24 protein-coding genes and 1 riboswitch are annotated in these 24697 nt (G+C 69.5%); of the genes, 15 read left to right on the top strand and 9 right to left on the bottom strand.

The features are described from left to right. Positions 1 to 71: 71 nt before the first annotated feature. Positions 72 to 1184: a cytochrome P450 gene (locus ACFV4K_RS14460; RefSeq protein WP_379275037.1), complete on the bottom strand. Its 1113-nt coding sequence runs from the start codon at positions 1182 to 1184 to the stop codon at positions 72 to 74. Between the two features lie 171 nt (positions 1185 to 1355). Between ACFV4K_RS14460 and ACFV4K_RS14455 the strand changes: the two genes are divergently transcribed. Further along, the gene (locus ACFV4K_RS14455) at positions 1356 to 2168 is read left to right on the top strand and encodes an SAM-dependent methyltransferase (RefSeq protein WP_379275035.1); all 813 of its coding nucleotides are present in this window, start codon (positions 1356 to 1358) and stop codon (positions 2166 to 2168) included. Between the two features lie 23 nt (positions 2169 to 2191). Here the strand turns inward: ACFV4K_RS14455 and ACFV4K_RS14450 are convergent, their stop codons facing one another. From ACFV4K_RS14450 to ACFV4K_RS14435, 4 genes are all read right to left on the bottom strand, one after another. Further along, positions 2192 to 2632 (bottom strand): hypothetical protein, encoded by a 441-nt coding sequence (locus tag ACFV4K_RS14450; RefSeq protein ID WP_379275034.1) that lies wholly within the window; start codon positions 2630 to 2632, stop codon positions 2192 to 2194. Beyond that, entirely contained in the window at positions 2629 to 3486 is an 858-nt protein-coding gene (locus tag ACFV4K_RS14445) for a hypothetical protein (protein ID WP_379275032.1), read from the bottom strand. The genes ACFV4K_RS14450 and ACFV4K_RS14445 overlap by 4 nt, the downstream gene beginning before the upstream one ends. A 396-nt stretch (positions 3487 to 3882) precedes the next feature. Beyond that, entirely contained in the window at positions 3883 to 4953 is a 1071-nt protein-coding gene (locus ACFV4K_RS14440; protein ID WP_379275030.1) for a polyprenyl synthetase family protein, read from the bottom strand. A 116-nt stretch (positions 4954 to 5069) separates the two neighbouring features. Beyond that, positions 5070 to 7229: a germacradienol/geosmin synthase gene (locus ACFV4K_RS14435; RefSeq protein ID WP_379275028.1), complete on the bottom strand. Its 2160-nt coding sequence runs from the start codon at positions 7227 to 7229 to the stop codon at positions 5070 to 5072. Between the two features lie 301 nt (positions 7230 to 7530). On the opposite strand from ACFV4K_RS14435, the gene ACFV4K_RS14430 reads away from it, so the two are divergent. Together ACFV4K_RS14430 and ACFV4K_RS14425 are read left to right on the top strand one after the other, a co-directional pair. After that, entirely contained in the window at positions 7531 to 8739 is a 1209-nt protein-coding gene (locus tag ACFV4K_RS14430; protein WP_379275026.1) for a glycosyltransferase, read from the top strand. Positions 8740 to 8858: 119 nt separating this feature from the next. Further along, the gene (locus ACFV4K_RS14425) at positions 8859 to 9215 is read left to right on the top strand and encodes a ribosomal subunit interface protein (protein ID WP_357086450.1); all 357 of its coding nucleotides are present in this window, start codon (positions 8859 to 8861) and stop codon (positions 9213 to 9215) included. Positions 9216 to 9274: 59 nt separating this feature from the next. Here ACFV4K_RS14425 and ACFV4K_RS14420 read toward each other — a convergent pair whose 3' ends face one another. Continuing rightward, on the bottom strand, positions 9275 to 10135 hold the full coding sequence (locus ACFV4K_RS14420; protein ID WP_379275024.1) for a response regulator transcription factor: 861 nt from the start codon (positions 10133 to 10135) through the stop codon (positions 9275 to 9277). Positions 10136 to 10190: 55 nt separating this feature from the next. On the opposite strand from ACFV4K_RS14420, the gene ACFV4K_RS14415 reads away from it, so the two are divergent. From ACFV4K_RS14415 to ACFV4K_RS14385, 7 genes are all read left to right on the top strand, one after another. After that, complete coding sequence (locus tag ACFV4K_RS14415; RefSeq protein WP_379275022.1) at positions 10191 to 11828, top strand: AMP-binding protein; 1638 nt, start codon at positions 10191 to 10193, stop codon at positions 11826 to 11828. Then, positions 11825 to 13531, top strand: coding sequence for an AMP-binding protein (locus tag ACFV4K_RS14410; protein WP_379275021.1), 1707 nt, complete (start codon positions 11825 to 11827; stop codon positions 13529 to 13531). The genes ACFV4K_RS14415 and ACFV4K_RS14410 overlap by 4 nt, the downstream gene beginning before the upstream one ends. A 52-nt stretch (positions 13532 to 13583) precedes the next feature. Next, complete coding sequence (locus ACFV4K_RS14405; RefSeq protein ID WP_357086456.1) at positions 13584 to 13775, top strand: hypothetical protein; 192 nt, start codon at positions 13584 to 13586, stop codon at positions 13773 to 13775. 68 nt (positions 13776 to 13843) lie between these two features. Beyond that, positions 13844 to 14758 (top strand): AraC family transcriptional regulator ligand-binding domain-containing protein, encoded by a 915-nt coding sequence (locus ACFV4K_RS14400; protein ID WP_379275019.1) that lies wholly within the window; start codon positions 13844 to 13846, stop codon positions 14756 to 14758. 49 nt (positions 14759 to 14807) lie between these two features. After that, positions 14808 to 15734, top strand: coding sequence for an AraC family transcriptional regulator ligand-binding domain-containing protein (locus tag ACFV4K_RS14395; protein ID WP_379275017.1), 927 nt, complete (start codon positions 14808 to 14810; stop codon positions 15732 to 15734). A 45-nt stretch (positions 15735 to 15779) separates the two neighbouring features. Next, positions 15780 to 16754 (top strand): AraC family transcriptional regulator ligand-binding domain-containing protein, encoded by a 975-nt coding sequence (locus ACFV4K_RS14390; protein WP_379275015.1) that lies wholly within the window; start codon positions 15780 to 15782, stop codon positions 16752 to 16754. Between the two features lie 179 nt (positions 16755 to 16933). Continuing rightward, positions 16934 to 17125 (top strand): hypothetical protein, encoded by a 192-nt coding sequence (locus tag ACFV4K_RS14385; RefSeq protein WP_379275014.1) that lies wholly within the window; start codon positions 16934 to 16936, stop codon positions 17123 to 17125. Between the two features lie 18 nt (positions 17126 to 17143). Here ACFV4K_RS14385 and ACFV4K_RS14380 read toward each other — a convergent pair whose 3' ends face one another. Then, on the bottom strand, positions 17144 to 17656 hold the full coding sequence (locus ACFV4K_RS14380; RefSeq protein ID WP_379275012.1) for a DUF3558 family protein: 513 nt from the start codon (positions 17654 to 17656) through the stop codon (positions 17144 to 17146). Beyond that, on the bottom strand, positions 17656 to 18168 hold the full coding sequence (locus ACFV4K_RS14375) for a DUF3558 family protein (protein WP_379275011.1): 513 nt from the start codon (positions 18166 to 18168) through the stop codon (positions 17656 to 17658). Before ACFV4K_RS14375 ends, ACFV4K_RS14380 begins: the two co-directional genes overlap by 1 nt. A 78-nt stretch (positions 18169 to 18246) precedes the next feature. Then, positions 18247 to 18416, top strand: a riboswitch (M-box (ykoK) riboswitch). A gap of 223 nt (positions 18417 to 18639) precedes the next feature. Here ACFV4K_RS14375 and ACFV4K_RS14370 point away from each other — a divergent pair. Together ACFV4K_RS14370 and ACFV4K_RS14365 are read left to right on the top strand one after the other, a co-directional pair. Then, the gene (locus ACFV4K_RS14370; protein ID WP_379275009.1) at positions 18640 to 20397 is read left to right on the top strand and encodes an ABC transporter permease; all 1758 of its coding nucleotides are present in this window, start codon (positions 18640 to 18642) and stop codon (positions 20395 to 20397) included. 25 nt (positions 20398 to 20422) lie between these two features. Next, positions 20423 to 21217 (top strand): ABC transporter ATP-binding protein, encoded by a 795-nt coding sequence (locus ACFV4K_RS14365; RefSeq protein WP_379275007.1) that lies wholly within the window; start codon positions 20423 to 20425, stop codon positions 21215 to 21217. An 11-nt stretch (positions 21218 to 21228) separates the two neighbouring features. Here the strand turns inward: ACFV4K_RS14365 and ACFV4K_RS14360 are convergent, their stop codons facing one another. Continuing rightward, the gene (locus tag ACFV4K_RS14360; protein WP_379275005.1) at positions 21229 to 22191 is read right to left on the bottom strand and encodes a DNA polymerase domain-containing protein; all 963 of its coding nucleotides are present in this window, start codon (positions 22189 to 22191) and stop codon (positions 21229 to 21231) included. A gap of 210 nt (positions 22192 to 22401) precedes the next feature. Between ACFV4K_RS14360 and fabD the strand changes: the two genes are divergently transcribed. From fabD to ACFV4K_RS14345, 3 genes are all read left to right on the top strand, one after another. Next, positions 22402 to 23391 carry an ACP S-malonyltransferase gene (fabD, locus tag ACFV4K_RS14355; RefSeq protein WP_379275004.1) on the top strand — a complete coding sequence of 330 codons (990 nt, stop codon included), beginning with the start codon at positions 22402 to 22404 and terminating at the stop codon, positions 23389 to 23391. 98 nt (positions 23392 to 23489) lie between these two features. Next, positions 23490 to 23912, top strand: coding sequence for an acyl carrier protein (locus ACFV4K_RS14350; protein ID WP_357086477.1), 423 nt, complete (start codon positions 23490 to 23492; stop codon positions 23910 to 23912). After that, entirely contained in the window at positions 23912 to 24694 is a 783-nt protein-coding gene (locus ACFV4K_RS14345; RefSeq protein WP_379275002.1) for an SDR family NAD(P)-dependent oxidoreductase, read from the top strand. Before ACFV4K_RS14350 ends, ACFV4K_RS14345 begins: the two co-directional genes overlap by 1 nt. The last annotated feature ends 3 nt before the right edge of the window (positions 24695 to 24697 follow it).

Below are 24697 nucleotides of genomic sequence, written 5' to 3'. Positions count from 1 at the left end.
ATCCGGGGGATCGCCCGCAAGCCCTGATCAGCTCGACCGGCCTGGCGCGGCCTCGACCAGCCTGGTTCGGCTCAGCGCAGCGTGACCGTGGTCGGCAGGGTCGCGAAGCCGCGGTTGTTGGAGGCGTGGATGCGCTTGCTGCCCGCGGTGTGCACCTCGAAATCGGCGACGCGGGACGCGATTTCCTGCAGGGCCGTGCGCAGCTCCAGCAGCGCCAGGTTGGAGCCCAGGCAGTGGTGGCGGCCGCTGCCGAAGACCAGCGAGGCGGAGGTGTCGCGGTCCAGATCGAAGGTGTCCGGGTCGGCGAAGACCTCCGGGTCGCGGTTGGCGGCGCCGGTGAGCAGCAGCACGCGGGCGTCCGCGGGGATGGTGACGCCGTGCAGTTCGATCGCCTCGGTGGTGGTGCGCAGCTGGGTCTGGGTGGCCGGATCCCAGCGCATGGCCTCGGCGATCCAGTCGTCGATGCGGCCGTCGAGGGCGGCACGGCGGGCCTCCGGGTACAGCGCGGCGGCGTTCCAGGCATTGCCGAAGGTCAGCATGCTGGTCTCGATGCCGGCGCCGACCAGCAGGATCAGCACGCCCACGATCTCCTCGGGGGTGAGCCGGTCATCGCCCTCGGCGGCGTCGAGCAGGCCGGAGAGCAGGTCCTCCTGGCGGGACTTGCTGCGCTCGATGGTCAGCTCGGTGTAGTAGCCGACCAGTGCGCCGATCGCCTGCATAGCCTCCGGCCGCAGGTCGGTGGACTCCTCCTCGGTGTACATGATCTCCATGCCGAGCTTGCGCAGCATTTCCCGATCGCCCTCGGGCACGCCGACCAGCTCGGAGATCACCTCGGTCGGGAACGGCCCGGCGAACTCCGCCATCAGGTCGAAGCTGCCGCGCGCGAGCAGCGGTTCCAGCATCGAGACCGCGATCTCGCGCAGCCGCGGCTCCAGCGCCTGCACCCGGTGCGCGGTGAAGGCCCGCGTCACCAGGCCGCGCAGCCGGGTGTGCTTGGGCGGGTCCATGGCGACGAAGGAGAAGAAGCGCTCGGCCTGCGGGCCCCAGAAGGCGGGCTCCATGCGCAGGCCGTTCTTGCTGGAGAAACGGTCCGAATCGCGGAGGGCGGCAAGCACGTCCGCGTGGCGCGACAGGGCCCAGAAATCGTCGGTCTCGTTCCGGTAGACCGGGGCCTCGCTGCGCAACCTGGCATAGTAAGGGTACGGATCGGAATGGACTTCGAAATCGAACGGGCTGTATCGCAACTGCATGACGAACCTTCCGGCGATGTCGCGGCGCGGGCGCGGGACCGCCGCTACCGATCCGCAACTGGAGCTGACATAGTCAGACAGTAGCCGAAAAGGATTGGGAGCGTTGTGAACTCGGATTCAGCGGCGGAGCGCGTCGACACCACCAAGCCACACCCGGCCCGCCGGTACGACTATTGGCTGGGTGGTAAAGACAATTTCCCCGCGGATCGCGAGTCCGCCGACGCGGTCGCCGAGGCCTTTCCGACGGTCCAGCTGGCCGCGGTGGAGAACCGGAATTTCCTGCGACGCGCCGTCGCCTATCTGACCGGTGAGGCCGGAATTCGCCAGTTCCTCGATATCGGCGCCGGCCTGCCCACCGCGGGCAATGTGCACGAGATCGCCCAGGGCATCGCCCCCGAATCCCGCATCGTCTACGTCGACAACGACCCCATCGTCTTGGTGCACGCCCGGCACCTGCTCGACAGCTCCCCCGAGGGCAGGACGGCCTACCTGGACGCGGACCTGCGCGACCCGAAACACATCCTCGACGACCCGGACCTACGCTCGACCATCGACCTGAGCCGGCCGGTCGCGCTGATGGTGGTGGCGGTCGCGCACTTCATGACCGACGACCAGCGCCCCTACGAGCTCATGCGCACTCTCACCGACGCGCTGGCGCCGGGCAGTTACCTGGTCATGTCGCACGCCACCAACGACTACCTGGACGAGCACGATCTGGAGCGGTCGGCCGAGGCCAATACCCGCAGCGGCGTGCCGTTCCAACTACGCTCCAGTACCGAGTTCGCCCGATTCTTCGACGGCTTCACCCTGGTCCCGCCGGGCATCACCGCGGTCACGCTGTGGCGGCCGGAGGAGTATCGGCCGCATCCGCGACCGGAGGCGGTGTCCATGCTCGGCGCGGTGGCCCGGATTCCCTGACCGGTCCGCGCCGAGCCGCATGGTCACAGCCTGCCGACATCCTTGAGCACCCGCCGGGCCTGCGCGAAGAGCATGCCCACATTGACCGATTTGCGGCACACCATCACCACGACCACGTCCTCGCGGCTCTCGGTCCGCACGAACAGGTGGGTGAGGTTGTCGCTGTTGACCAGGATCTCCTGGAAGTAGTGACGCTCCAGGCGGATGCCGCGGCGCTCCTTCCAGATGTTCTCGATCATGACCACATTGCGGCCCTGGAACAGCTCCAGGGTGGCCGCGGCCAGCAGATCGAGCACTTCGGTGGGGTGGTTGTCGACGGTCTCCACGGCCAGCAACATGCCGGTCGACATATCGATGGCGCCCGCGGCGATGCAGTCGGGCACATCCGATCGCAGCACCTTGACCAGCGTCGCGACTCGATCCGTCATGCTGCCGGGTGCGCCGGCTCCGCTCGGATTGTTCATTGCGTCCTCTCTGATTTCCTTGGGGTGAGGCTTCGTTGACCGCCGCGCAGCATGGGCTGGGGCGGGCTGGGCGGGAGCGCGTCATTGATGCCGCTGGCCCCGCGGCGGCGTCGCGGCAGCAGGGTGCGGCCGGTCACGCCGTGAACGGGCGCCGGGTCGAGCGGGGTCGGATCGGCTTCCACCGGTGCGATGACGAGCAGATCGTCGTCGAGCATCCGGACCACCTCGACGGTGACCGCGTACAGGCTGCGGCACAACAACTTCGCGATATCGCGGCAGCTGCGGCGGCCGTTGGACCACAGCAGGATCTCGCGGCGATGGCCGCTGCCCGGACCGCTGAGCAACACCCGGCCGCGTTCGGTGAGCTGCACGTGATTGCGGTGCGGGGAGATGCGGCCGTGGGCGAGCGCGCCCAGCCGCCGTTCGGTCTCCAGTAGTAGCCACCCGGATTCGAAGCCGGGCGCCTGCGGCGCGGCGTCCTCGAATGTGCCGGGCGCGTCGGCGGATTCGGGGTGCGGGTCCGACTGCCAGAAGCAGTTGCCGATCCAGCCCGAGGTGATGGCGAAACAGCCGTCCACCGCGGCCATCATGGTCACCACCCGCAGATCGGCCTCCCCGGTGGAGGTACGCCCGGGGCGCGCGAGCAGTTCGCGCACCCCGGGCGCGCCGGGCGAGTCCACCATCACCACCAGCCCATGGACGATATGGAGATCGCCGCCCGGCTCCCCGGTCACCCGCAGGACCCCGGTCCGCGTGGTGGCCGCGGCCTGTGCCAGTTCCCGGACCAGTTCGCGGGCCGATTCGCGGTCCAACGCCGGTAGGCGCCCGGGTCCGGCGACAGGTCCCGTAGTCATGCGCGAACTCCTGGGAAATAGGCAGGACGGCATGGCACGAATGCGCGGCCGAGAGCGGCCGACAGCGAAACGCGCACGCCTGGTTGATATTTCGACGGCGAATCGCACCGACCCCGGTCACCGCGTGTGGGATATCGTGACAGCCCAGCAGTTTTGGAGCAATGGATTCCTGCGAATCGAGTACTAAAGTCCCTTCGCGGCTATCGAATTCGCTGGGCGGGATACCAGCATCACCAGCGCAAGCGATCCGCTACACGCGCGCCACGGAGGTCAATCCCTATTGACAGAGGCGGCGCGGAGTCACAATTGTTCCCGACGGAATGATATTGCGGCGCAATATGAACCGCCCGGTCGAATTGATTTGTCCGATTTCGAATCGATGCGATTATCGAGGCGTCACCGATCGCACGGGACGACGCATTCGGCCAAGGCCAGCAGATCCGCGGCGGGACGTCCCCCCAGCATGTCCGCGGCGGTGCGCATATGGCGCAGGGATTCCGCTTGCGCCCAGGACTTTCCACCCGCTCGCGCGATGAGATCCGCGGCGTGCGCGGCCGATTCCCGATCCAGGGCGGTGTCCGAGGCGTAGAGCTCGGCGAACTCGCGGCCCGCCGGCGTCGGCGACTCGAGGGCCGCCACCACGGGTAAGGAATGCTTGCGCCGCATCAGGTCATGGCCGACCGGTCGGCTCGGATTTCCGGGCTCACCCCAGATCCCACGCAGGTCGTCACATAGCTGACAGGCGATGCCCAGCTCCCGGCCGAACCGATCCATGGCCGCCACCACCTCCGAAGGCGCGCCGGCGCACAACGCGCCCATGGCGCACGCGCACCCCAGCAGGGCCGCCCGCTGGTGGCGCAGCGTCTCCAGGCACTCCTCGAGCGACCCGGCCGGAGCGGATTCCTGGGCCCGGTCCTGATGCCGGCCCAGACAGAGCTCGATCACCACGTCCGCCAGCCGCGCGATGCTGTCCAGCGTCGCGGTCGCCGGGGCGTCGGCCAGGGTCCAGATGGCCAGGCTGTGCAGGACGTCCCCGACCAGCACCGCGTCGTCCACACCCCACAACCGCCACACCGTGGGCCGCCCCCGGCGCACGGTGCCACCCGCCACGATGTCGTCGTGGATGACCGTGAAGTTGTGCACCATCTCGACCGCGGCCGCGGCGTGCACGGCGGCGGCGGGCTTCGCGTCCAGGGCCGCGGCGGCCGCCAGCACCAGCGCCGGGCGCAATCCCCGGCCCGACTCCCCCTCCGTCATCGCACCGTTCGCGTCGCACCAGCCCACGTGGTACTCGGCCATCAGGCGTAGTTCGCTGGGCAGGGTGTCGAAGGCCGCCCGCAGCAGCGGCCGGGTGAGGCGTTTGGCCCGGCGCAGCAGGTACGGGGCCCGCTCATCGGGCCCGATTCCGCTGTCCCGCGCGCCTTTCCGGTGGGAGAAGGCGGGACCGGCCGCTGTCGACGAACTCATGGCAACCTCCAGTGAACTGCTGCGGAATCGTGATCGCCGGACCCGGCACCGGACCCGACCGGGGCGGCGCCGACCCGATGGGCGCCGGGGCCCGCGAGACGTGGGTGCCGACCGGCTCAGCGACGAGCCGCCGGGACGGCGCGCACGCCGGCGAACGGCCCCGGGTGGCCGAGAGTCGGCCTGGGCCGCGACGCGCGCAGCGCTGCCTCGGAGTAGCGTCCGGTCCTGGTGTGCCAGTGCAGGTTTCCGGCCATGTGATCGCGCAGCCGATCGACGTGCGTCAGCAGCGCGGCCCGAACCTCCCCCGACAGTTGATGATCGGCCATGAAGCCCGGAAGCTGATCGCGGACAACGAGTTCGAACTGCCGTAGCCGCTCGTTGGCCAGATCCACCACGATCGCCGACGCGCGCTCCCGCGAACAGCCCAGGAACGACTGCGTCAGATACACCAGATTGTGCAGTTCGTGGTCATATTCGATTTCCCGCTGATACGAGTACAGATCATTGACCAGACCGGCGTAGTCCTGCGCCGAATGTTGCAGCTGCCGGACGATACTGGAGTCCGCGAGTTCCGCGACCGCCGGATCCGAGACAACTCCGGGCGAATGGAGAGCATCCAGCGCGCCGAACAAGGGACCGCCGGAGGTGATCCGCCGCAATTCGAGATAGTCGACCGGGTCCGGCAAACGGTTCCGGGTCTCGTTCTCCAGCACGGTAATCCAGCCTTCGACCAGGTCGATCAGCGCCGCGCGCAATCGATTCCGGCCGGTGTCGTCGCACACGGCCGCCGTCTCCCGCCACAGCGCGGCCAGACCGAACTCGAGTGGACTGGAGGGCGTCGGCGCGCTCTCGCCCAGTTGAAGAGGTAAGCGCCGCAATTGGTCCCGGCCCGAGACCGGATCGGCCCGGAACACCCGGGTCCCCAGATCATCGGCGTAGGTGCCCCAGGTGCACCAGCGCGAGCGCAACTTCAGGGTCTCCGCGTCTGCTTCGGGGTCGGCCATGGCCATGAGCGCCGGAAAGTCGGCGGCCGCCAGCGATTCCGCCGTCCAGCCGACCCGCGGATCCAGCAGACCCACCGACGCCGCCCACTCCGGGACATCGGCGCGGGCCAGCTCCACGTGTGGGTTCACCCCCACGACGTAGGGCATCTCCAACCCGTCGACCGGCAGCGGACCCGCGACCCGGGGCGGCGGCACATGCTGATTCAGCTGCACCCGCAGGCCCGGCCGCAGCCGTGCGGCGGCGGTGCCCAGGCCGGTCGGCCCGCGATCGACGCCGCTGTTCATGTAGCGACTGGACCGCAGATGCCATTCGTGCCCACCGGACTGCCAGTCCTGCAGTCCCAGCGTGTAGCGCGTCACCGCGAGCTGCTCCTCGGGAGTGGCCGCGCGTTCGGCGAACAGCTGCGGCACCTCGGCGAGCGCGGTGTGCTCGAACTGCTCGAGGCGGGAGGTGAGCACGTCATTGGTGAGCTCGGCGGCCGCCTGGGCGGGTAAGCCCAGGAACCGTTCCAGCACCAGCACCATGTTCGCGTTCTCACCCTCGACTCGCACCTCGCGTTCGTAGGAGAACAGGTCGTTGCGCAGATGCACTGCGTCGGAGAAGGTTTCGCACAGCACGCGCAGCGGGCGCTCCGCGGCGAAGCGGCCGGGCACCTCGGCGCCGCAGGCGTATTCCACCAGGGCGGCGGACCAGGGCGCGCCGCCCACCCGGCGGCGCATCTCGATGTACTCGACCGGATTGGCGACCCGGTCGCGGGCGATATTGTCCAATTCCCAGAGGGATTCGACCATGAGGTTGTGGGTGGAGCGCCGCATGCGCCGCCGCCAGTCCTCCGACATGGCGGGTACGGTGCGGGCCCAGCAGTCGGCCAGCCCGGCCTCGGAGGCGTTCTCCGGTTCCGGTGCGGGACAACCCGGTTCGGCCATGAACTCTTCCAGGCGGGCCAAGTAGCGGGTGGCCTCGGCGCGGTTGCCGGTGCGCTTGTAGGCGTCGAGGAACCAGTCGTCGAAGTAGAAGACCCAGATGTACCACTCGGTCAGCAGCGCCAAAGTCTCGGCGTCGCAATCGGGATGGGTGTAGGCGCACAGCAGCGCGTACCCCATGCGCTCCAATTTCTCGGCGTCCCAGATGGGTTTGCCGTCGACCCCGGGCTCACCGAGCATGCCCAGGCGCTCGGCCCACGCGGCGGCGTAGACGCGGGCGTAGTCGTGATGCGGATTGAGCCGGGCGGGGTGCGGGGAATAGAAGTCGGGCAGGGTGAAGGGCTTCAATGCGGGGCCCTCTCGCTGGGCTGATCAATGAGGATGTGCCGGTGAGCACTGCTTTGGGAAATATCGCTACTCGGGGAAAAGCCGAACGGGACCGCGTCGGAACTGCACTGCGAAGACGTGACTCTTACTGCGACAACGTGATCAGTGTCACAACCATGGTAAAGGCCCGTAGCCGTCTCGCCAACACCTCGCAATCTTCTCCGACCGACCGGTACCTCCCGGCCCGGTCCCCGGAACCGTTCCCGGGATAGCCTGGGCGCTGCCCCACCCACCCGACCCACCCCGCCCAGGAGGATCGTCCATGTCGAATCCCGCCGCCGACCGCGCCCCGATCCTGCAACGGCTGGGCGATCGTGGCCGGGTCCGGGTGATCGTCGCCGGCGGCGGCACCGGCGGCCACACCTATCCGGCGGTCGCCGCGGTCCGGGCGCTGCGCGATCTGGCCGCCGAGGCCGGCGCCACCGCGGAGGTGCTGTGGGTCGGCGTGCCCGACAGTCTCGAACAGCGGGTGGCGGCCGAGAACGACATCGACTTCACCGGCATCAAGGCCGGAAAGCTGCGGCGCGACCGCAATCCGCTGAAGATGCTCAACAAGGACAATGCCCGCGACGCGCTGCGGGTGCCGGTCAGCGTGCTCACCGCCCAGGGCGTGGTGGGCCGCTTCCGGCCGGACGCGGTGCTGTGCACCGGCGGCTACGTGTGCGCCCCCATCGGCATGGCCGCCGCGCTGCGCCGCCGCCCGCTGGTGATCCACGAGCAGACCACCGGCATCGGCAAGGCCAACCTGCTGCTGGCCCGGATGGCCGACCGCATCGCGCTGTCCTCCGACGCCTCCCTCGGCATGCTGCCCGCCAAGGTCCGGGGCCGGGCCCTGGTCACCGGCAACCCGATTCGGCCCGCGCTCACCACCGGCGATCCCGCCGCGGCGGTCAAGGCCCTCGACTGGGACGGCTACACCCCCGGCCTGCCGACCGTCTACATCACCGGCGGCGCGCAGGGCGCGGTGCAGATCAACGATCTGATCCGAGAGCTGCTGCCCGCACTGCTGCACTCCGCCAACGTGATTCACCAGTGCGGGCGGCTGTCCTACGAGCAGGTGCGCGACTTCGCCGCCACCCTGCCCGAGGACGTGCGCGGCCGTTACCTGGTGCGCGAGTTCATCGGCCCGGAGCTCCCCGACGTGCTGGCGCTCACCGATGTGGTGATATCCCGTTCCGGCGCGGGCACTCTCGCGGAGCTCACCACCCTGGGCAAACCGTCGGTGCTGATCCCGTACCCGCATTCGGTGGGCGGCGAGCAGATCCGCAACGCGCGGATCCTGGCCGACCACAATGCCGCCCGCGCCCTGGTCGGCGAGGACGCCACCGCCGCCAATCTGCGCGCCGCGCTGACCGAGCTGCTCACCGAATCCGAGACCCGCGCAGCCGTTTCCGCCGCGGCCCGCGCCCTCGGACACCCGGAGGCAGCCGAGCACCTGGCGCTGACCGTCCTGGACCTCGCCACGCGGTGAACCCGGTCGCAGCGCGGCGATTCCGGTCCCACGCGAGCGATCCCACAGGCGAGTCTCAGCCGGGGTGGGTATGGTCGAGGGTGTCAGCAAGTTCTCGGCTATTACCGAGAAGATTGGAGATGCCAGCCATGCAAATCCAGGTCTTCGCCGACAAGAACGTCGGCGGCGGCGCGATCGCCCAGGATGCAACCGATACCATCGCTGCGATTCTGGACCGGTTCGCGGATCATCTCACCCGGGTCGAGGCCCACATCACCGATGTGAACGGCCACAAGGGTGGTTCCGAAGACAAGAAGTGCACCCTCGAGGCCCGACCCAAGGGCCAGCCGCCGGTCGCCACCACGCATCGCGCGGCCACCGTCGAGGACGCTTACACCGGGGCCGCCGACAGCATGGCACACCTGCTCGACAGCAGGTTCGGAAGACTGCATCACGCCAAGGGCGGCGAATCCATCCGCCACCTGGTTTCCGACTAGTCGATCAGCTCACGGGGTTCGAGGGCGCGCCCCTGAACCCCGTTCCGGTCGGGAAGCACTCACGGTAGGAGCCCGAGGCGGCGTGCTCGCACGACCGCCTCGTGGCGATTGTGTGCCCCGAGCTTGGTCATGGCGCTGCGCAGATAGCTCTTCACCGTCTCCGGCCTCACCGAAAGCCGCTGGGCCGCTTCCACATTGGTGCAGCCCAGAGCGATATGGGACAGCACGTCCAGTTCCCGGGGAGCCAGCGTCACCGCGTCGTCCGCGGCCGCCACCCCGGACACCAGGCGGGCGAGTTTCTCCGTGACGTCCCGCAGCCGCGCCCGTGCGGTGGCGTCGGAGACCACCTGGGTGATCCCCCGCAGTTCCGCGTGCAGATCCCGGAGTTGTTCGGTGGCAATAACATTGGCGCTGTTCATCGATTCGCGCGCGAAGGACAGCCGCAGCCGCCGATCCACCTCGTCGCGGATGGCCAGTTCCGTGCTGAGCCGCCGCGCGGCCTGCACCATCTCGTCGGCCACGCCGTCGCCGATCACCCCCGTCTCGCGATTGGCGACGTAGATCACCGCGCGCGCCTCGCCCTTCACCACCACGGGCACCGCCACCACTGAGCGGAGGCCCTCCCCCAGGACCGGGACGTCGTAGTGGTGGGTGATGGTGGACGCCGAGCGATAGTCGGCCACCGAGCGCGGGCGGCCCGTCGCCACCGCCGAACCGCCCAGCCCGGAGCTGTGCGCGACCGCCAGCCCCCGCATGCCGTTGGTCCGGGTTCCGACGAACTCGCTGAGCACCAGCGTGCCCGCGTGCACCTCGCCCCCGAAGACGACCGGCAGCTTGCTCAGGGCGGCGAGCGCGCGCAGCTCGGCGCGCAGTGCGTCGCCGTCGCTGGGGCGCAGGAGCCCGTCGGCGGCCGTAGTCATCGGGTAGCCCCTTTCGGGGGTAGTCGAGGCCGGGTGTGACGTAGATCCTACTGGTGTGACCGAGAGCACGAGCTACACCTTCGGAGTCTGGGACGCTCCCCCGCTGGGCGACACCATCGGGGCGAACCTGGACCGGACCACGGCGGCGCATCCGGACCGCGAGGCCCTCATCGACTACACGACCGGCATCCGCTGGACCTACCGCGAGTTCACCGACGAGGTGAACGCCCTGGCCCTGGGCCTGCTGAGGGCCGGGATCGGCAAGGGCGACCGGGTGGGAATCTGGGCGCCGAACTGCCCGCAGTGGACGCTGACCCAGTACGCGACCGCCAAGATCGGCGCGATCCTGGTGAACATCAATCCGGCCTACCGTGCCCACGAGCTGCGCTACGTGCTGGGTCAGGCCGGGATCCGGCTGCTCGTCGCGGCGCCCGCGTTCAAGACCTCCGACTACGCGGCCATGATCGACGAGATCCGTCCGGAATGCCCGGAGCTGGAGCAGGTGGTGCTGCTCGACAGCACCGAGTGGCGGGACCTGTTCGCCACCGGGCGCGCCGCCGATCCGGACCTGCTCGCGGCGGCGCAGTCGGCGCTGTCCACCGACGATCCGATCAATATCCAGTACACGTCCGGCACAACGGGTTTCCCCAAGGGCGCGACGCTCAGCCACCACAACATCCTCAACAACGGGTATTTCGTGGGCGAGCTGTGCGGCTACACCGAGCAGGACCGGATCTGCATCCCGGTCCCCTTCTACCACTGCTTCGGCATGGTGATGGGCAATCTGGCCGCCACCACGCACGGCGCGGCCATGGTGATCCCGGCCCCGGCCTTCGATGCCCGCGCCACCCTGGAAGCCGTTGCGGCCGAACGCTGCACCTCGCTGTACGGGGTGCCGACCATGTTCATCGCCGAACTGGCCGACCCGGACTTCGACGCCTACGACCTGTCCTCGCTGCGCACCGGCATCATGGCCGGATCGCCGTGCCCGGTGGAGGTGATGAAGCAGGTCATCGAGCGGATGGGCATGCGCGAGGTGAGCATCTGCTACGGCATGACCGAGACCTCCCCGGTGTCCACCCAGACCCGCCGCGGCGATTCGCTGGTGCAGCGCACCGCCACCGTGGGACGGGCCGGGCCGCACATCGAGGTCAAGATCGTGGATCCGGTGACCGGGGTGACGGTGCCGATCGGCGCCGCGGGCGAGCTGTGCACGCGCGGCTACTCGGTGATGCTCGGCTACTGGGGTCAGCCCGAGAAGACCGCGGAGGCCATCGATTCCGCGCGCTGGATGCACACCGGCGACCTGGCCACCATGGATGCCGACGGGTATGTCGCCATCACCGGGCGGATCAAGGACATGGTGATCCGGGGCGGCGAGAACATCTACCCCCGCGAGATCGAGGAATTCCTCTACACCCACCCCGACATCCTCGACGCCCAGGTGGTCGGCGTGCCCGACGCCAAGTACGGCGAGGAGCTGATGGCTTGGGTCCGGCTGCGGCCGGGCGCGGAGGAGCTGACCGCGGCGAGCCTGCGCGAGTTCTGCACCGGCAAGCTCGCGCATTTCAAGGTGCCCCGATACGTGCACGTCGTCGAGGAGTTCCCGATGACGGTGACCGGCAAGATTCGCAAGGTCGAGATGCGGGAGATCAGCGCGCGACTGCTAGGACTGACCGAGGAGAACGCGTGACCACCGCAAATACCGAGGCCTATCGCGCGGCCCGTGACGGGCTGCTGGCCGTCGCCACCGACTACGACGCGGCGGTGCGCGATTTCGCGTGGCCGCGACTGTCCGGCGCATTCAACTGGGCGATCGACTGGTTCGACGTGATCGCCCGCGGCAACGACCGGCCGGCGCTCTGGATCGTCGAGGAGGACGGGTCCGAGCAGCAGGTCGGCTTCGCCGAGATGGCCGAGCGCTCGGACCGGGTGGCCACCTGGCTGGCCGGGCTGGGCGTGGCCAAGGGCGACCGGGTGATGCTCATGCTGGGCAATCAGGTCGAGCTGTGGGAGGCCATGCTGGCCGTGGCCAAACTGGGCGCGGTCATCATGCCGACCACCGGCGCGCTGGGCCCGGCCGACCTGAGCGACCGGATCGAGCGGGCGGGAGCGCGTTTCGTCATCGCCAATCAGGGTGACGCGGGCAAGTTCGACGAGGTGCCCGGCGACTACACCCGAATCGTGGTCGGCGGGGCAGTCTCCGGCTGGCAGAACTACGCCGATGCCGCGGCGGTCGAGTCGGCCGGTCCGTTCCGGGCGGTCACCGAGGTGACCGATCCGCTGCTGGTGTACTTCACCTCCGGCACCACCAGCAAGCCGAAGATGGTGCAGCACTCCCAGATCAGCTACCCGGTCGGTCATTTGACCACCATGTACTGGATCGGCGTCCGGCCCGGCGACACGCACCTGGCCATCAGCGCGCCCGGCTGGGCCAAGCACGCCTGGAGCTGCTTCTTCACGCCGTGGCTGGCCGAGGCCACCGTCTTCGTCTACAACTACGCGCGTTTCGACGCCGCCGCCCTGCTCGCGCAGCTGCGCCGGGCGGAGGTGAACACGTTCTGCGCGCCGCCCACGGTGTGGCGCATGCTCATCCAGGCCGATCTGGGCGAGCGTCCGGCCGGGCTGCGCGAAATCCTCGGCGCGGGCGAACCATTGAACCCCGACGTCATCGCGCAGGTCGAGAAGGCGTGGGGCCTGACCATCCGCGACGGCTTCGGCCAGACCGAAACCACCCTGCAGGTGGGCAATACGCCCGGACAGCCCCTGGTGCCCGGCTCCATGGGCCGTCCCGCGCCGGGTGTGCCGGTGGCGCTGGTGGATCCCATCACCGGGCGGCTCGCCGACGAGGGCGAGATCTGCCTGGACCTGTCCGCGGGGCCGGTCAACCTGATGACCGGCTACCTCGGCGATCCCGAACGCAATGCCGCGGTCATGGCGAACGGGTACTACCACACCGGCGATGTCGCGGCCCGGGACGCGAACGGCTACATCACCTACATCGGCCGCACCGACGACGTGTTCAAATCCTCCGACTACAAGGTCTCGCCGTTCGAGTTGGAGAGCGTGCTCATCGAGCATCCGGCCGTGGTGGAGGCCGCCGTGGTCCCGCAACCGGACGACACGCGGCTTGCCGTGCCGAAGGCATACGTTTCGCTGGCCGCGGGATGGGAACCCAACGCCGAAACCGCCCGCGCCATCCTCGAATACGCCCGCGACCACCTGGCTCCCTACCTGCGTGTCCGCCGGGTGGAGTTCACCGAACTGCCGAAGACCATCTCCGGCAAGATCCGCCGCGTGGACCTGCGCCACCGCGAGGAACAGGCGCACGCGGAAGGCGTCACCATCCCCACCGAGTACCGCTACGAGGACGTACTGACCGACACCACCCGCTGAACCCGCCCCACCCGGAACACCCGCCCTGCCCCTGCGACAGATCGGAACACCCGTGTCCCACACTGTGGAAACCGCGACCGCCTACGTCATCGCCGCCCTGGAGGCCAAGGGAACCGCCTCCCGTGACGACTTCGACGTGTCCGGGATAGTCAGCGCCACCCACAACATCACGCAGACATGGGATTTCCGCGCGGTCGCCCGCGAGCGCTTCTGGGGCATCGCCGCCACCTTCATCAGAGCCTGACGAGCGGGCTGCCTCACAGTTCCGCGAATTCCCGGTTTCCGGGCCGGAACTGCCCTCACCATTGGCACGTGCACACCTCCGACTCCGTGTTGCTGCCACGCTTCGTGCTGTCGCGCGCCCGCACCGCGGGCGTGGATCCGGCCCGCCTGGCGCGGGCCGCGGGCCTTCCGGGCTGGCTGCTGGCCGACGATGCCGCGAGGGTGCCGAGCCACTACTTCCCCCGGTTGTGGGAGTTGCTCGAACACGAGCTGGACAACCCCGACGCGACCCTGCGCGCCACCGGCAGCTACCGGCTGGGCGAGTTCGGGCTGATCGACTATCTGATCTCCACCGCGGATACCGTCGGGGCCGGCCTGACCGTGCTGGGCCCGTTCATCGGGTCCATCTCCACCAACTTCCGGATCGATCCCGGCGAGCAGACCGAGACCGAGTCGACCTTCGACGTGTACACCGTCAACGCCGAGGGCCGCGGGCGCGAGCTGTCGGTGCAGATGGCGCTGTCCTCCCTGGTCTCGCGCATGCGCCAGATGACCGGGCAGCCGATGGATCCGGTGAGCATCGAGTTCCGCGAGCGCGCGCCGCGCGATCTGGACCCGTTCACCGAGCAGTTCGGCACGGCCCGCCTGGAATTCGGCGCCCCGGTCGACCGCATCACCTACCGCAACACCGACTTCGAGCGGCCGCAGATCACCGCGGACCCCATGCTGGCGGCGGTGCTGCGCCGCCACGCCGCCACCATGCCGCCGCCGCCCCCGCGCGCCACCGAATGGCCCGACCGGGTGGCCACGGTGCTGGCCGAGGTGCTCGACAGCACCGACGCGCTGCTCGAACACGTCGCGCGGCGGCTCTACACCAGCCCCCGCACCCTCCAGCGCCGCCTCGCCGAATCCGGCACCACCTGGCGGCTGGAGGTGGACCGGGCCCGCAAGCGGCACTTCGAAAGCCCCGAACCCGAGACGCCGCCCTTGGACGACGCGCTATGACGCCCGGGATCGACTGCGGTACAGGACCTCCAGGCTCGAAGGTGGATGGGTGACCGGATCGGACAGCGTGCTGCTGGCGCGCTTCGTACTCACCCGGGCTCGGGCCGTGGGTGTGGATCCGGTGGCGTTGGCGCGGGCGGCGGGGATCGGGCCGAGCGCGCTGGACGCTTCGACGGGAAGTGTTCCGGGGCAGTGTTATCCCCGCTTGTGGGAGTTGTTCGAGCGCAGGGTGGATGTGCCGCACGTGGGACTGCGGGCGGCCGAACGACATGGAATGGGGGAACTGGGGATGATGGATTATCTGCTCGCGACCGCGCCGACGGTCGGCGAAGGCTTCCGGGCCGTAGGGGAATTCGGGTCGCGGCTGTCGGGCAACCGGCGGGTGGCCGTGGTCGCCGAGACCGATCGGCAGGTCACGTTCGCGGCGGAGACGGCGGCGCGCGGCCGGGGCGCGGAGGTCGCCGCACAGGCGAGTTTCGCCTTCCTCACCGGCCGGGCCCGGCTGGCCACGCGGGCGCGGATCACGCCGGTGGCGGTCACCCTGCGGGAACGCGCGCCCCGACGGCACGGCCCCTACCGGGAGTTCTTCGGCACGGCGGCAGTGGATTTCGGGGCCGAGCTCGACAGTCTGACGCTGCGCCGCACGGACCTCGACCGGCCGCAGCATTCCGCCGATCCGGGCCTGGCCGCCGTCCTGCGGCGCGGCGCGGCGGTCGCCACCCTGTCGACACCGCCCGCGCGGGCCTGGGTCGATCTGCTTGCCGCCGAACTCGATTCACTGAGCGATCCGGCCCCACCCGGCCGGGATGGCGACACCGCGGACTTTCGCGCGACGGTGTCCCTCGACACCGTCTCACTATCCGATATCGCGCGGCGGCTGGATACCAGCCCGCGCACCGTGCAGCGGCGGCTGGCCGCGGCCGGAACCAGTTGGAGTCGGGAGTTGGCGAACGCTCGCCGCCGGGCCACGTGGTGACGGTCGGCCGTGAACACTCGATCCGATTGTCACGACAGCATTCTCATGGCCCGGTTCGCGTTGCAGCGGGCGGTGCGGGCCGGACTCGACGCCGACCGGATCGCCCGGACGGCGGGCGTGCCCGCCTGGCGCGAAGGCGGTGAGGGCACCCGGGTGTCGTCCCGGTACTGCCTGCGGGTGTGGGAGCTGATCGAGCGCGAGACCGAGGATCCCGATATCGCGCTGCGCGTATCCGACGAGAGCACCACCGGAGAGTTCGGACTGCTCGAATATCTGTTCCTGTCCGCCGCCACGCTCGGCGACGCGCTCGAGGCGTGCGTCCGCCATACCGGCAGTCTCAGCACGAGTTACGGCTTCCGCGTCGCGCGCCGCGACGAACAGGAGGTCTGCTACGAGGTGCGATCGGCCGTGGAGGACTGCCGCGGCCGGGAACTGTTGATACAGGCCACTTTCGCACTGCTCATGGGACGGGCGCGGGCCGCCACCCGCTGCCCGGTGACGCCGGCGCGGGTGAGTTTCCGGCAGTCCGCGCCCGCCGATCTCACCACCTTCACCGAGCTGTTCGGCACCCGCGCAATCGATTTCGATGCCCCGGCGGACGCCCTGACGCTGCGGGCCGCGGATCTGGCGCTGCCGATGAAGTCGGCCGATCCGGAACTGACGGCGGTACTGCTGACCTACGCGGCCACTCTGCCGGCCACCCCGGAGGTCGGGGTGACCTGGCTCGAGCAGCTCGGCGACGCCATCGATCTGGCTCTCGCCGATGGCGCGGCGGCCCTGGAAGTGGTTGCGCGGCGGCTGCTGACATCGCCGAGATCACTACAACGCCGGCTCGCCGAGGCCGGAACCACTTGGCGGCGTGAGGTGGATCACGCGCGTCGCCGCAGATTGCAACGCGCCGAACACCTTCCACGCGCCCAGCAGGCGGAATTCCTGGGATACGCGGATCCGGCGAGCCTGCGGCGGGCGGTCCAGCGGTGGCGGGACCGGGCCGATCCAGGACCCCGAGACCCCCGTTGAGGAGCCGAAATCGCACCTACCGTACGGTATTCCGGCAACCCCACAGCAAGGTTGGCGTGTCCCGGACCGGTTTGGCGCTTTCGGAACTCCCGCGCGGGGCGGACGGAAATCAGACTGGTCGGGAACGCCAGGACACTGTCACGCGTTCCCCCGGACCGGTACTCGATTGGAGCTTCCTCGTGCCCCACACCGCAGAAACCGCCACCGCCTACGTCGTCACCGCCGTGGAGGCGAAGGGCACCGCCACCCGGCACGACTTCGATATCAAGTCCATCGTGAGCACCACCCACAGCCTCACCGAGAGCTGGGATTTCCACACCGTGGACCCGAACATGTTCTGGAACATCGTCGCCACGTTCCTCGAGCACTGAGGTCGGCTCCCGCGCGCGTCAGATGCCGTCGACCGAGAGCGTCGCGTTCATCAGATTCATGGCCGCCGCGCACGGATCGGGCTGCGCGGTGTGATCGCGGTTTCGCACCCACCAGGTGACGGTGCCGGTATCGGCCACTGTCACCGCGCAACCACCCCGGTCCGCCGGATCCCGCCAGTACATGCCGCCGAAGTTCCGCACCACGAGCCGCTCCACGCGGTATCCGAACCGGTCGGCGATCCGCACCTCCCGCGCGAGCGTGTCGTCCCGCAGCCAGGCATAGGTGATGTCGACCGCGCCGCCACCGGGATTCGTGGCGGTCCAGTCGCACACCGTGGGCTCGCTCTGCCGCCGCATGCCGGTGACGCCGATGGCGGCGGCCAGCTTCTGATCCTCCAGCGGGCCACAGCCCGCCAGCAGGTTCGGATCGGCCGCCGGGCGGGCGTCGGCCTCCCGATCGGCGTGCGAACACCCGGACAGGGCGGCGATCAGCAAGGCCGCCACCGTGATTCGCACTCCCGGGCGCGCCATCAGCCCTGTCCCGCCTGCGTCAGGGTGGCCGCGGCCAGCTGCTCGATGCCCTGGCAGGCGCGTGCGCTCGACCGTTCGGACCAGTCGATGAAGTCGGTGTCGCCGAATGCCACTGCGACCTCGCAGGATTGCGCGCCCCGCCATTCGATGCCCGACTGCCCGGCGATCCGGACGGTGGCTGGACTGCCGGTGGTGACCTGGTCGCGGCGGTCCTGCAGCGAGCTGCCGCGGAACCAGTGGAAGGTGACGACGTAGTCGCCGCCCGTGGCGGGCTGCCACGCACAGCCGATCGGATTGGCCGAAACCCGTTGCACACCGGCCGATCCCGTGGCGGCGACCACCTCGGCGTCGGACACGCCGCCGCACAGGCCGATGGTGTCGGGAGACGGCGCGGCCGCCTTGGGCGCGGCCGTCGTGGTCGCCGCCGCCCGCTGGTCCGAGGAGTTCCCGCACCCCGCGACCGCGAGCCCGATCAAGGCGATCCCCACCGCCGCGCGCATCGCTCTCGTCACGCGGACCAGACTAGGCGAATCGGGCCGATCGTGCGCGGACGCACTTTGACAATTCTTCGGGGCTTTACTACGTTCGATAACGCACCTCGATAGGCGAGGCTCCTGCACGAACACAGGCCACTGATCTGACGACGTCGAGAGACGCCCAAGGTTAGGACAGATTTCCCCGGATTAAGGGGTAATCCAAAGTGGCTTTCCGATTCGGAACACGTCGTGCAGTGCCGAAGCTCTGACGAGAGGGGTGTGCGTCCTCCCCGGATTCCCCGGGTCGACCTCCCCCGTGTGCGCTGATGAATCCGCGTATGAGCTGTGTGAGGAGGTGCCGGTCGGATGACAGCTGATGACGACCCCGGACCTCCTGTCGCGCACTCGTAATTCCCCGGTATTCGGCGACGCCACCATCATCCTTTCGCGTGATTCGGCGTGCGCCTATTTCCGCGCGCCCTTTTCGATTAGATGCGGATTCATCCAATGACGCTCCAGATCACCATTCCCAACCGTCCTGAAACAGGGCAGCCGATGCCGCGTCCGCGAAATCGGCTGCGCGCCGTCGACTTTCTGGTACTCGGCGTGGCCGTGTTCCTGATCGCCGTGGCGCTGCGGCTGTTCCGCGATATGTCGGTGCCGTGGACGCCGGGCTCCGGACCGGAAGCGGTGTCGACCGATCCCCGGGAACTGCCGTACTACGCGGCGCGCACCACGCTGCGGATGTTCCTGGGGCTGGCGGCCTCGATCCTGTTCACGCTGGTCGTCGGCCAGTGGGCGGCGCATTCGCGGCGAGCGGAGAAGGTGCTGGTCCCGATGGTGGATGTGCTGCAATCGGTGCCGGTGCTGGCGCTGGTCTCCATCACGGTGACCGCGTTCGTGGCGCTGTTCCGCGGCTCCTTCCTGGGCGCGGAGGCGGTGTGCGTGTTCGCCATCTTCACCGCGATGGCCTGGAACATGACCTTCGCCTACTACCAGGCCGTGCGCACCCTGCCGCGGGAGCTCGACGACGCCGCCCGCATGCTGCGGCTCACCCGCTGGCAGCGGTTGTGGCAGCTGGAGGTGCCGGCCGCCATGGTGCCGTTGATCTGGAACGGGATGATGAGCTTCGGCGGCGCGTGGTTCATGCTCGCCGCGTCCGAGGTGATCACGGTGTCCGGGCGGGAAGAGGCGCTGCCGGGCATGGGCAGCTTCATCGCGGCGGCCACCTCGCAGGGGCAGGTCTCACGACTGCTGCTGGGCGCGCTGGTCATGGTGGCCACCATCGTCGTCGTGAACGTGCTGTTCTGGCGACCGCTCACGGCGTGGTCGGAGCGGTTCCGAGTGGAGCACACCGAAAGCGCCGAAGTCCCACGCAGTCTCGTGCTGGACCTGCTGCGGCGCAGCACCGTGCCGGGGCGGCTGGCTCGCGTGACACGACCGGTCGGTGAGGGGATCGATCGCGTCATGCGAGTCTTCGGGCGCAGCACCCGGTCCGCCTACGACGACCGTCCCGGCAGCCGGGCCGGGGACGTGGTCTTCTTCGGACTGCTGCTGGCGGCGCTGGCCTGGGGCACCTGGACGCTGGCCGCGTATTTCGAAAGGACCGTCGGGCTGGCCGAATTCGGGCCCGCCACGCTCATGGGCCTGGCGAGTCTGAGCCGGGTGATCGTGCTGCTGGTCGTGTCCACCGTGGTGTGGGTGCCGGTCGGGGTGTGGATCGGGCTGAATCCGCGGGTGTGCCGGTTCGCGCAGCCGGTGGTGCAGGTGCTGGCCAGTTTCCCGGCGCAGTTCCTGTTCATCTTCGTGATCGCGGCGCTCACCTGGACCGGCGTCTCGCTGAACATCGGCGGCATCGTGCTGATGGCGCTGGGCGCGCAGTGGTACGTGCTGTTCAACGTGATCGCCGCGGCCGGGCAGATCCCGACCGATCTGCGCGAGGCCATGGACGATCTCGGCGTGCACGGGTGGCTGCGGTGGAAGTCGTTGATCCTGCCCGCGATCGCCCCCGGCTATGTGGTCGGCGCGATCACCGCGTTCGGCGGGGCCTGGAACGCCACGCTGGTCGGCGAGGTGGTCGAGGCGGGCGGCACCCATCTGGAGGCGTACGGGCTGGGCGCGTACATCACCAATGCCACCGCGGCGGACGTGTTTCCGAAGGTGCTGCTGGGCACCGTGGTGATGAGCGTCGTCACCGTGACCATCAACCGGCTGGTGTGGCGTCGGCTGCAGCGCCGGGTCGAACGGCGTTTCTCGCTGAGCTGAAACAGTTTTCGAAAGGAGGACAGTCATGTCCACCCCCATCATCACCGTCGACCGCGTCAGCAAGCACTACACCGGGCCCACCGGTGCGCCGCTGCCGGTGCTCTCGGAGGTCTCGCTGGAGCTGTGCGAGGGCGAGATCGTCGCGCTGCTCGGCAGGTCCGGGTCCGGCAAGTCCACGCTGCTGCGCATCATGGCCGGGCTGGTCGCCCCGACGTCGGGATCCGCACGGCTGCACGGCGATCCGATCACCGCGCCGCATCCGAACGCCGCCATGGTGTTCCAGAACTTCGCGCTGCTGCCGTGGCTGACCGTGCGGCAGAACATCGAGCTGGGGCTGCGCGCCCAGGGCATGCCGAGCTGGGAACGCGCCGAACGGGTCACCGACGCCATCGACATGATCGGCCTCGGCGGCTTCGAGAACGCCTATCCCAAGGAGCTTTCCGGCGGCATGCGCCAGCGCGTGGGCTTCGCCCGGGCCCTGGTGCTGCGGCCCGAGGCGCTGCTCATGGACGAGCCGTTCTCCGCGCTGGACGTGCAGACCGCCGAGAACCTGCGCGGCGAGCTCATGCGGCTGTGGACCGAGACGGCCTTCCCCACCCGGACCATGCTGATGGTCACCCACAATATCGAGGAGGCGGTCCTGCTCGCGGACCGAATCCTGGTGCTGGACAATGATCCCGGGCGGATCAAGGGCGAGATCCGGGTGCCGCTGGATCCGCCGCGCGACCCGCGCGCCACCGGGTTCCAGGCGCTGACGGACCGGGCCTACCGGCTGCTGGTCGAGGACGGCGAACGGACGCTCGACCGGGACGCGGCCTGAGTCCTGGCCGATCAGTCCGCGCGGCGGGCGCGGGCGCGGCGTTTGCCTTCGTGCATCGCCTGCACCCGCGCCACCGGGATGGTGTGACCCTCGGCGATGAGATCCGCCGGGAGCGTTTGCGGTTCGGGCATGGCCTCGGCCCACGGATCGCGGTCGCCGAGGATGGCGGCGGCGGTGCGCACGGTGAAATCGCGCGGATCGATCTCCGGCAGGTCGGCCCAGCCGACCGGGAACGACACCGTCGCGCCCGGCCGCACCCGCGGGCTGTACACCGACACCACCGTCGCCCCGCCCGCCCGGGTGGAATCCAGGAAAACCTTGCCGCCCCGGTCTTCTCGAATGAAGGCCGTGGTGGCCAGGTCCGGGTCGAGCCGTTCGGCGCGCGCCGCGACGGCCCGGGTGGCAGCCGCCGCGTCCTCGATATCGACCCCCGCCCGCACCGGCACGAAGATGTGCACCCCCTTGGACCCGCTGGTCTTCACCGCCCCCGCCAGCCCGTCGTCGGCCAGCGCCCGCCGAATCAGCTCAGCCGCGGCGACCGCCTGCGAAAACGGCTGTCCCGGTTCAGGATCGATATCCAGCACGAGATGCGTGGGCCCACCGGAATAGTCGACCAGATCCTCCGCGAGCAACAGTGTCACGTGGTACTCCACCGCCCGCTGGTTCCCGAACCACAACAGTGTCCGCACGTCATCGCACAAGGCGTACGACACTTCCCGTTTCGAGCTCCCCGCCCACAAGGTCTTCCGCCGCACCCACTCCGGCGTGTACTTCGGCAGGTTCTTCTGCATGAACGGCTCCTGCCCCGGCCGCACCCGCACCACCGACAACGGCCGCTCCCGCAGCGCCCCCACCATCCGCTCCCCCACCGCCTCGAGATAGTCGATCAGCTCGCCCTTGGTGGCCCCCGCACCGTCGAACAGGGGACTGTCCAGACTGGAGAACTTCAGACCGGCCCGCGCGTCTTCGCCCATCGGCCCACCATGCGCCCCCACCGCACCCCCGTCAACCACCCCGGCCGTGTCCGCGCTCACCGGACGTGAGCCTCGCCGGGATGGTTACTGCGTGTTTGGTTTTCCTCGAGGACCGCTCGAGCCGGGATTCACATACTCGGGACGCGAACAGCGACGTTCGGGATCTGACCCCGAGTAGCCACCGGCTACCTGCACGATTCGGAAGACATCATGAACGCCAATCTGATCGCGGCGGCCCAGCAGTTGGCCGCGCCGGGGGCACCGGACGGGCAACGACGGGTACTGGCCATGTTTCCCGGGCAGGGATCGCAGCGGGAGGGGATGGCCGCCCATTTGATTCGGGAGCACCCGGAGACCGCGGGGGCCGTGTTCGAGCGGGCCGACGAGTGCCTGGGGCTGCCGATGCGGGCGCTGTGCACGGAGGCGGACGCGGAGCAGTTGCGGGCCACCGAGGTGGCGCAGCCGGCGATTCTGGCCACGGCACTGGCTACCTTCGAGGTGCTGCGGGCCGAGGGGTTCGCGCCCGATCTGGTGGCGGGGCACAGTCTCGGGGAGTTCGCGGCGTTGGCCGCGGCCGGGGTGCTGGATCTCGCCGACGCGTTGACGCTGGTGCGGTTGCGGGGTGAGCTGATGGCCGAAATCGCGGCGGCGGTGCCGGGCGCGATGACGGCCGTGTCCGGGGTGGACGCGGGGCGGATCGAGGAGATCTGCGCGGGTGTGGACGGGGTCGTCGAGCTCGCCAACTACAACGCGCCGGACCAGTCGGTCATCTCGGGGACGGCGGAGGCGGTCGCGGCCGCCACCGAGCTGCTGCGCGCCGCGGGCGCGGGCTCATTGGTCGCGCTGCGGGTCGGTGCGCCGTTCCACTGCTCGCTCATGGCGTCGCTCGAGGAGCGATTCGCCGCCGGACTGCACCTGGCCGACTTCCGCGATCCCACCACCGCCGTCATCAGTTCCGTGACCGCACAACCGATTTCGAGCGGTAAACAGGCGCGGGAACTGCTGCGCCGCCAGCTCACCGCCCCGGTCCGCTGGATCGAGGTGATCGGCACCGCCGCCGAACTCGGCTGCACCGACTACCTCGAGATCGGGCCCGGACGCGTGCTGTCGGGGCTCGCCAACCGCATGGTCGGCGACGCCACCGTGCGCAGCACCCAGGACGCTCGCCGCATCGCCGCGGCCGTCGCCGAATACGCCTGAGCCAGGCCGGATCCGGCCCACCTCCCACCGATCACACCCCTGCGGCAGGCGCCGCAGGGGTCCCCGACCAACCCCTCACCCAGAAAGAAGGAATCATCATGCCCGAAACCACCACCGACTTCGCGCCCGCCGTCACCGACGCGATCGCCGACGCCCTCGGCATCGACCAGTCCGAGGTGACCCTCGACGCCACCCTGATCGACGAGCTCGGCGCGGAATCCATCGACCTGCTCGACATCCTGTTCCGCATCCACCGCGACACCGGCGTCAAGATCGCCGTCGCCGACGTACAGGAACTGCTGCAGGGCGGCATCCCCGACGACGAGTTCGGCGACGAGAACGAGATCGTCTCCGAGATCGGGCTCGCCCACCTGGAGAAGGTGCTGCCGCAGTTCGACCGCAGCAAGCTCAACGGCCCGCTGCGCGGCGAGCAGGTGCTCGGCCTGGTCACCGTGCGCAACCTGGTCGACCTGGTCGCCCAGCGCGCCGCCGCACCGGCCGAGGCCGAAGAGGTCGCCTGATGCCGGAACAGGATTTCGCAGGCAAGGTCGCGCTGGTCACCGGCGCGTCCCGCGGCATCGGCCGGGCCGTCGCACTCACCCTGGCCCGGCGCGGCGCGGCGGTCGCGGTGAACTACCGCTCCCACAAGGACGAAGCCCTCGAGGTGGTCGCCGAGATCGGGGAGTTCGGCGGCCGCGCGGTCGCGATCGGCGCGGACGTGTCCGAGCTGGCGGCGGCCAAGGATCTGGTGGAGCAGACCCGGGATCAGTTGGGCGGCTTGCACATTCTGGTCAACAACGCGGGCATCACCCGCGACGGCCTGCTCCACGACATGGATCCGGCCGAATGGTGGAAGGTCATCCAGGTCAACCTGGGCGGCGCCTTCAACTGCACGCACGCCGCGGCCGGGCACCTGATGTCCCAGGGCGAGGGCGCGATCGTGAACGTCTCGTCGATCATGGGCGAGAAGGGCCTCACCGGGCAGTCGAACTACTCCACCTCCAAAGGCGCGATGAACGCGCTCACCCTGGCCTGCGCGGTGGAGATGGCCCGGTTCGGGGTGCGGGTGAACGCCGTGCTGGGCGGCGTCATCCCCACCGATCTCATCGGCGACCTGTTGCAACGCGACAACGGGAAGGGCCGCACCCATGTCCCGATGCGCCGCTACGGCGATGTGGGACAGGTCGCGGAGGCGGTGGCCTGGCTTGCGAGTCCGGCCGCCGACTACGTCACCGGAGAGCTGCTGCGCGTCGACGGCGGCCTCGCGGTGCAGCTCAGCAACGGCCGCCTGGTCTCCCGCTGAACA

The organism is Nocardia sp. NPDC059764, assembly GCF_042732555.1.
Classification (GTDB): Bacteria; Actinomycetota; Actinomycetes; order Mycobacteriales; family Mycobacteriaceae; genus Nocardia.
This window is presented reverse-complemented; position numbering and strand designations above follow the sequence as displayed.

What these genes read in the sequence shown, in the direction of transcription:
- ACFV4K_RS14425 (WP_357086450.1), top strand. Translation starts at nt 8,859, where the DNA reads ATGCCAGCCATGCAAATCCAGGTCTTCGCCGACAAGAACGTCGGCGGC.
- ACFV4K_RS14445 (WP_379275032.1), bottom strand. Translation starts at nt 3,486, where the DNA reads ATGACTACGGGACCTGTCGCCGGACCCGGGCGCCTACCGGCGTTGGAC.
- ACFV4K_RS14360 (WP_379275005.1), bottom strand. Translation starts at nt 22,191, where the DNA reads ATGGGCGAAGACGCGCGGGCCGGTCTGAAGTTCTCCAGTCTGGACAGT.
- ACFV4K_RS14370 (WP_379275009.1), top strand. Translation starts at nt 18,640, where the DNA reads ATGACGCTCCAGATCACCATTCCCAACCGTCCTGAAACAGGGCAGCCG.
- ACFV4K_RS14365 (WP_379275007.1), top strand. Translation starts at nt 20,423, where the DNA reads ATGTCCACCCCCATCATCACCGTCGACCGCGTCAGCAAGCACTACACC.
- ACFV4K_RS14380 (WP_379275012.1), bottom strand. Translation starts at nt 17,656, where the DNA reads ATGGCGCGCCCGGGAGTGCGAATCACGGTGGCGGCCTTGCTGATCGCC.
- ACFV4K_RS14390 (WP_379275015.1), top strand. Translation starts at nt 15,780, where the DNA reads ATGGCCCGGTTCGCGTTGCAGCGGGCGGTGCGGGCCGGACTCGACGCC.
- ACFV4K_RS14430 (WP_379275026.1), top strand. Translation starts at nt 7,531, where the DNA reads ATGTCGAATCCCGCCGCCGACCGCGCCCCGATCCTGCAACGGCTGGGC.
- ACFV4K_RS14450 (WP_379275034.1), bottom strand. Translation starts at nt 2,632, where the DNA reads ATGAACAATCCGAGCGGAGCCGGCGCACCCGGCAGCATGACGGATCGA.
- ACFV4K_RS14440 (WP_379275030.1), bottom strand. Translation starts at nt 4,953, where the DNA reads ATGAGTTCGTCGACAGCGGCCGGTCCCGCCTTCTCCCACCGGAAAGGC.
- ACFV4K_RS14350 (WP_357086477.1), top strand. Translation starts at nt 23,490, where the DNA reads ATGCCCGAAACCACCACCGACTTCGCGCCCGCCGTCACCGACGCGATC.
- fabD (WP_379275004.1), top strand. Translation starts at nt 22,402, where the DNA reads ATGAACGCCAATCTGATCGCGGCGGCCCAGCAGTTGGCCGCGCCGGGG.
- ACFV4K_RS14420 (WP_379275024.1), bottom strand. Translation starts at nt 10,135, where the DNA reads ATGACTACGGCCGCCGACGGGCTCCTGCGCCCCAGCGACGGCGACGCA.
- ACFV4K_RS14345 (WP_379275002.1), top strand. Translation starts at nt 23,912, where the DNA reads ATGCCGGAACAGGATTTCGCAGGCAAGGTCGCGCTGGTCACCGGCGCG.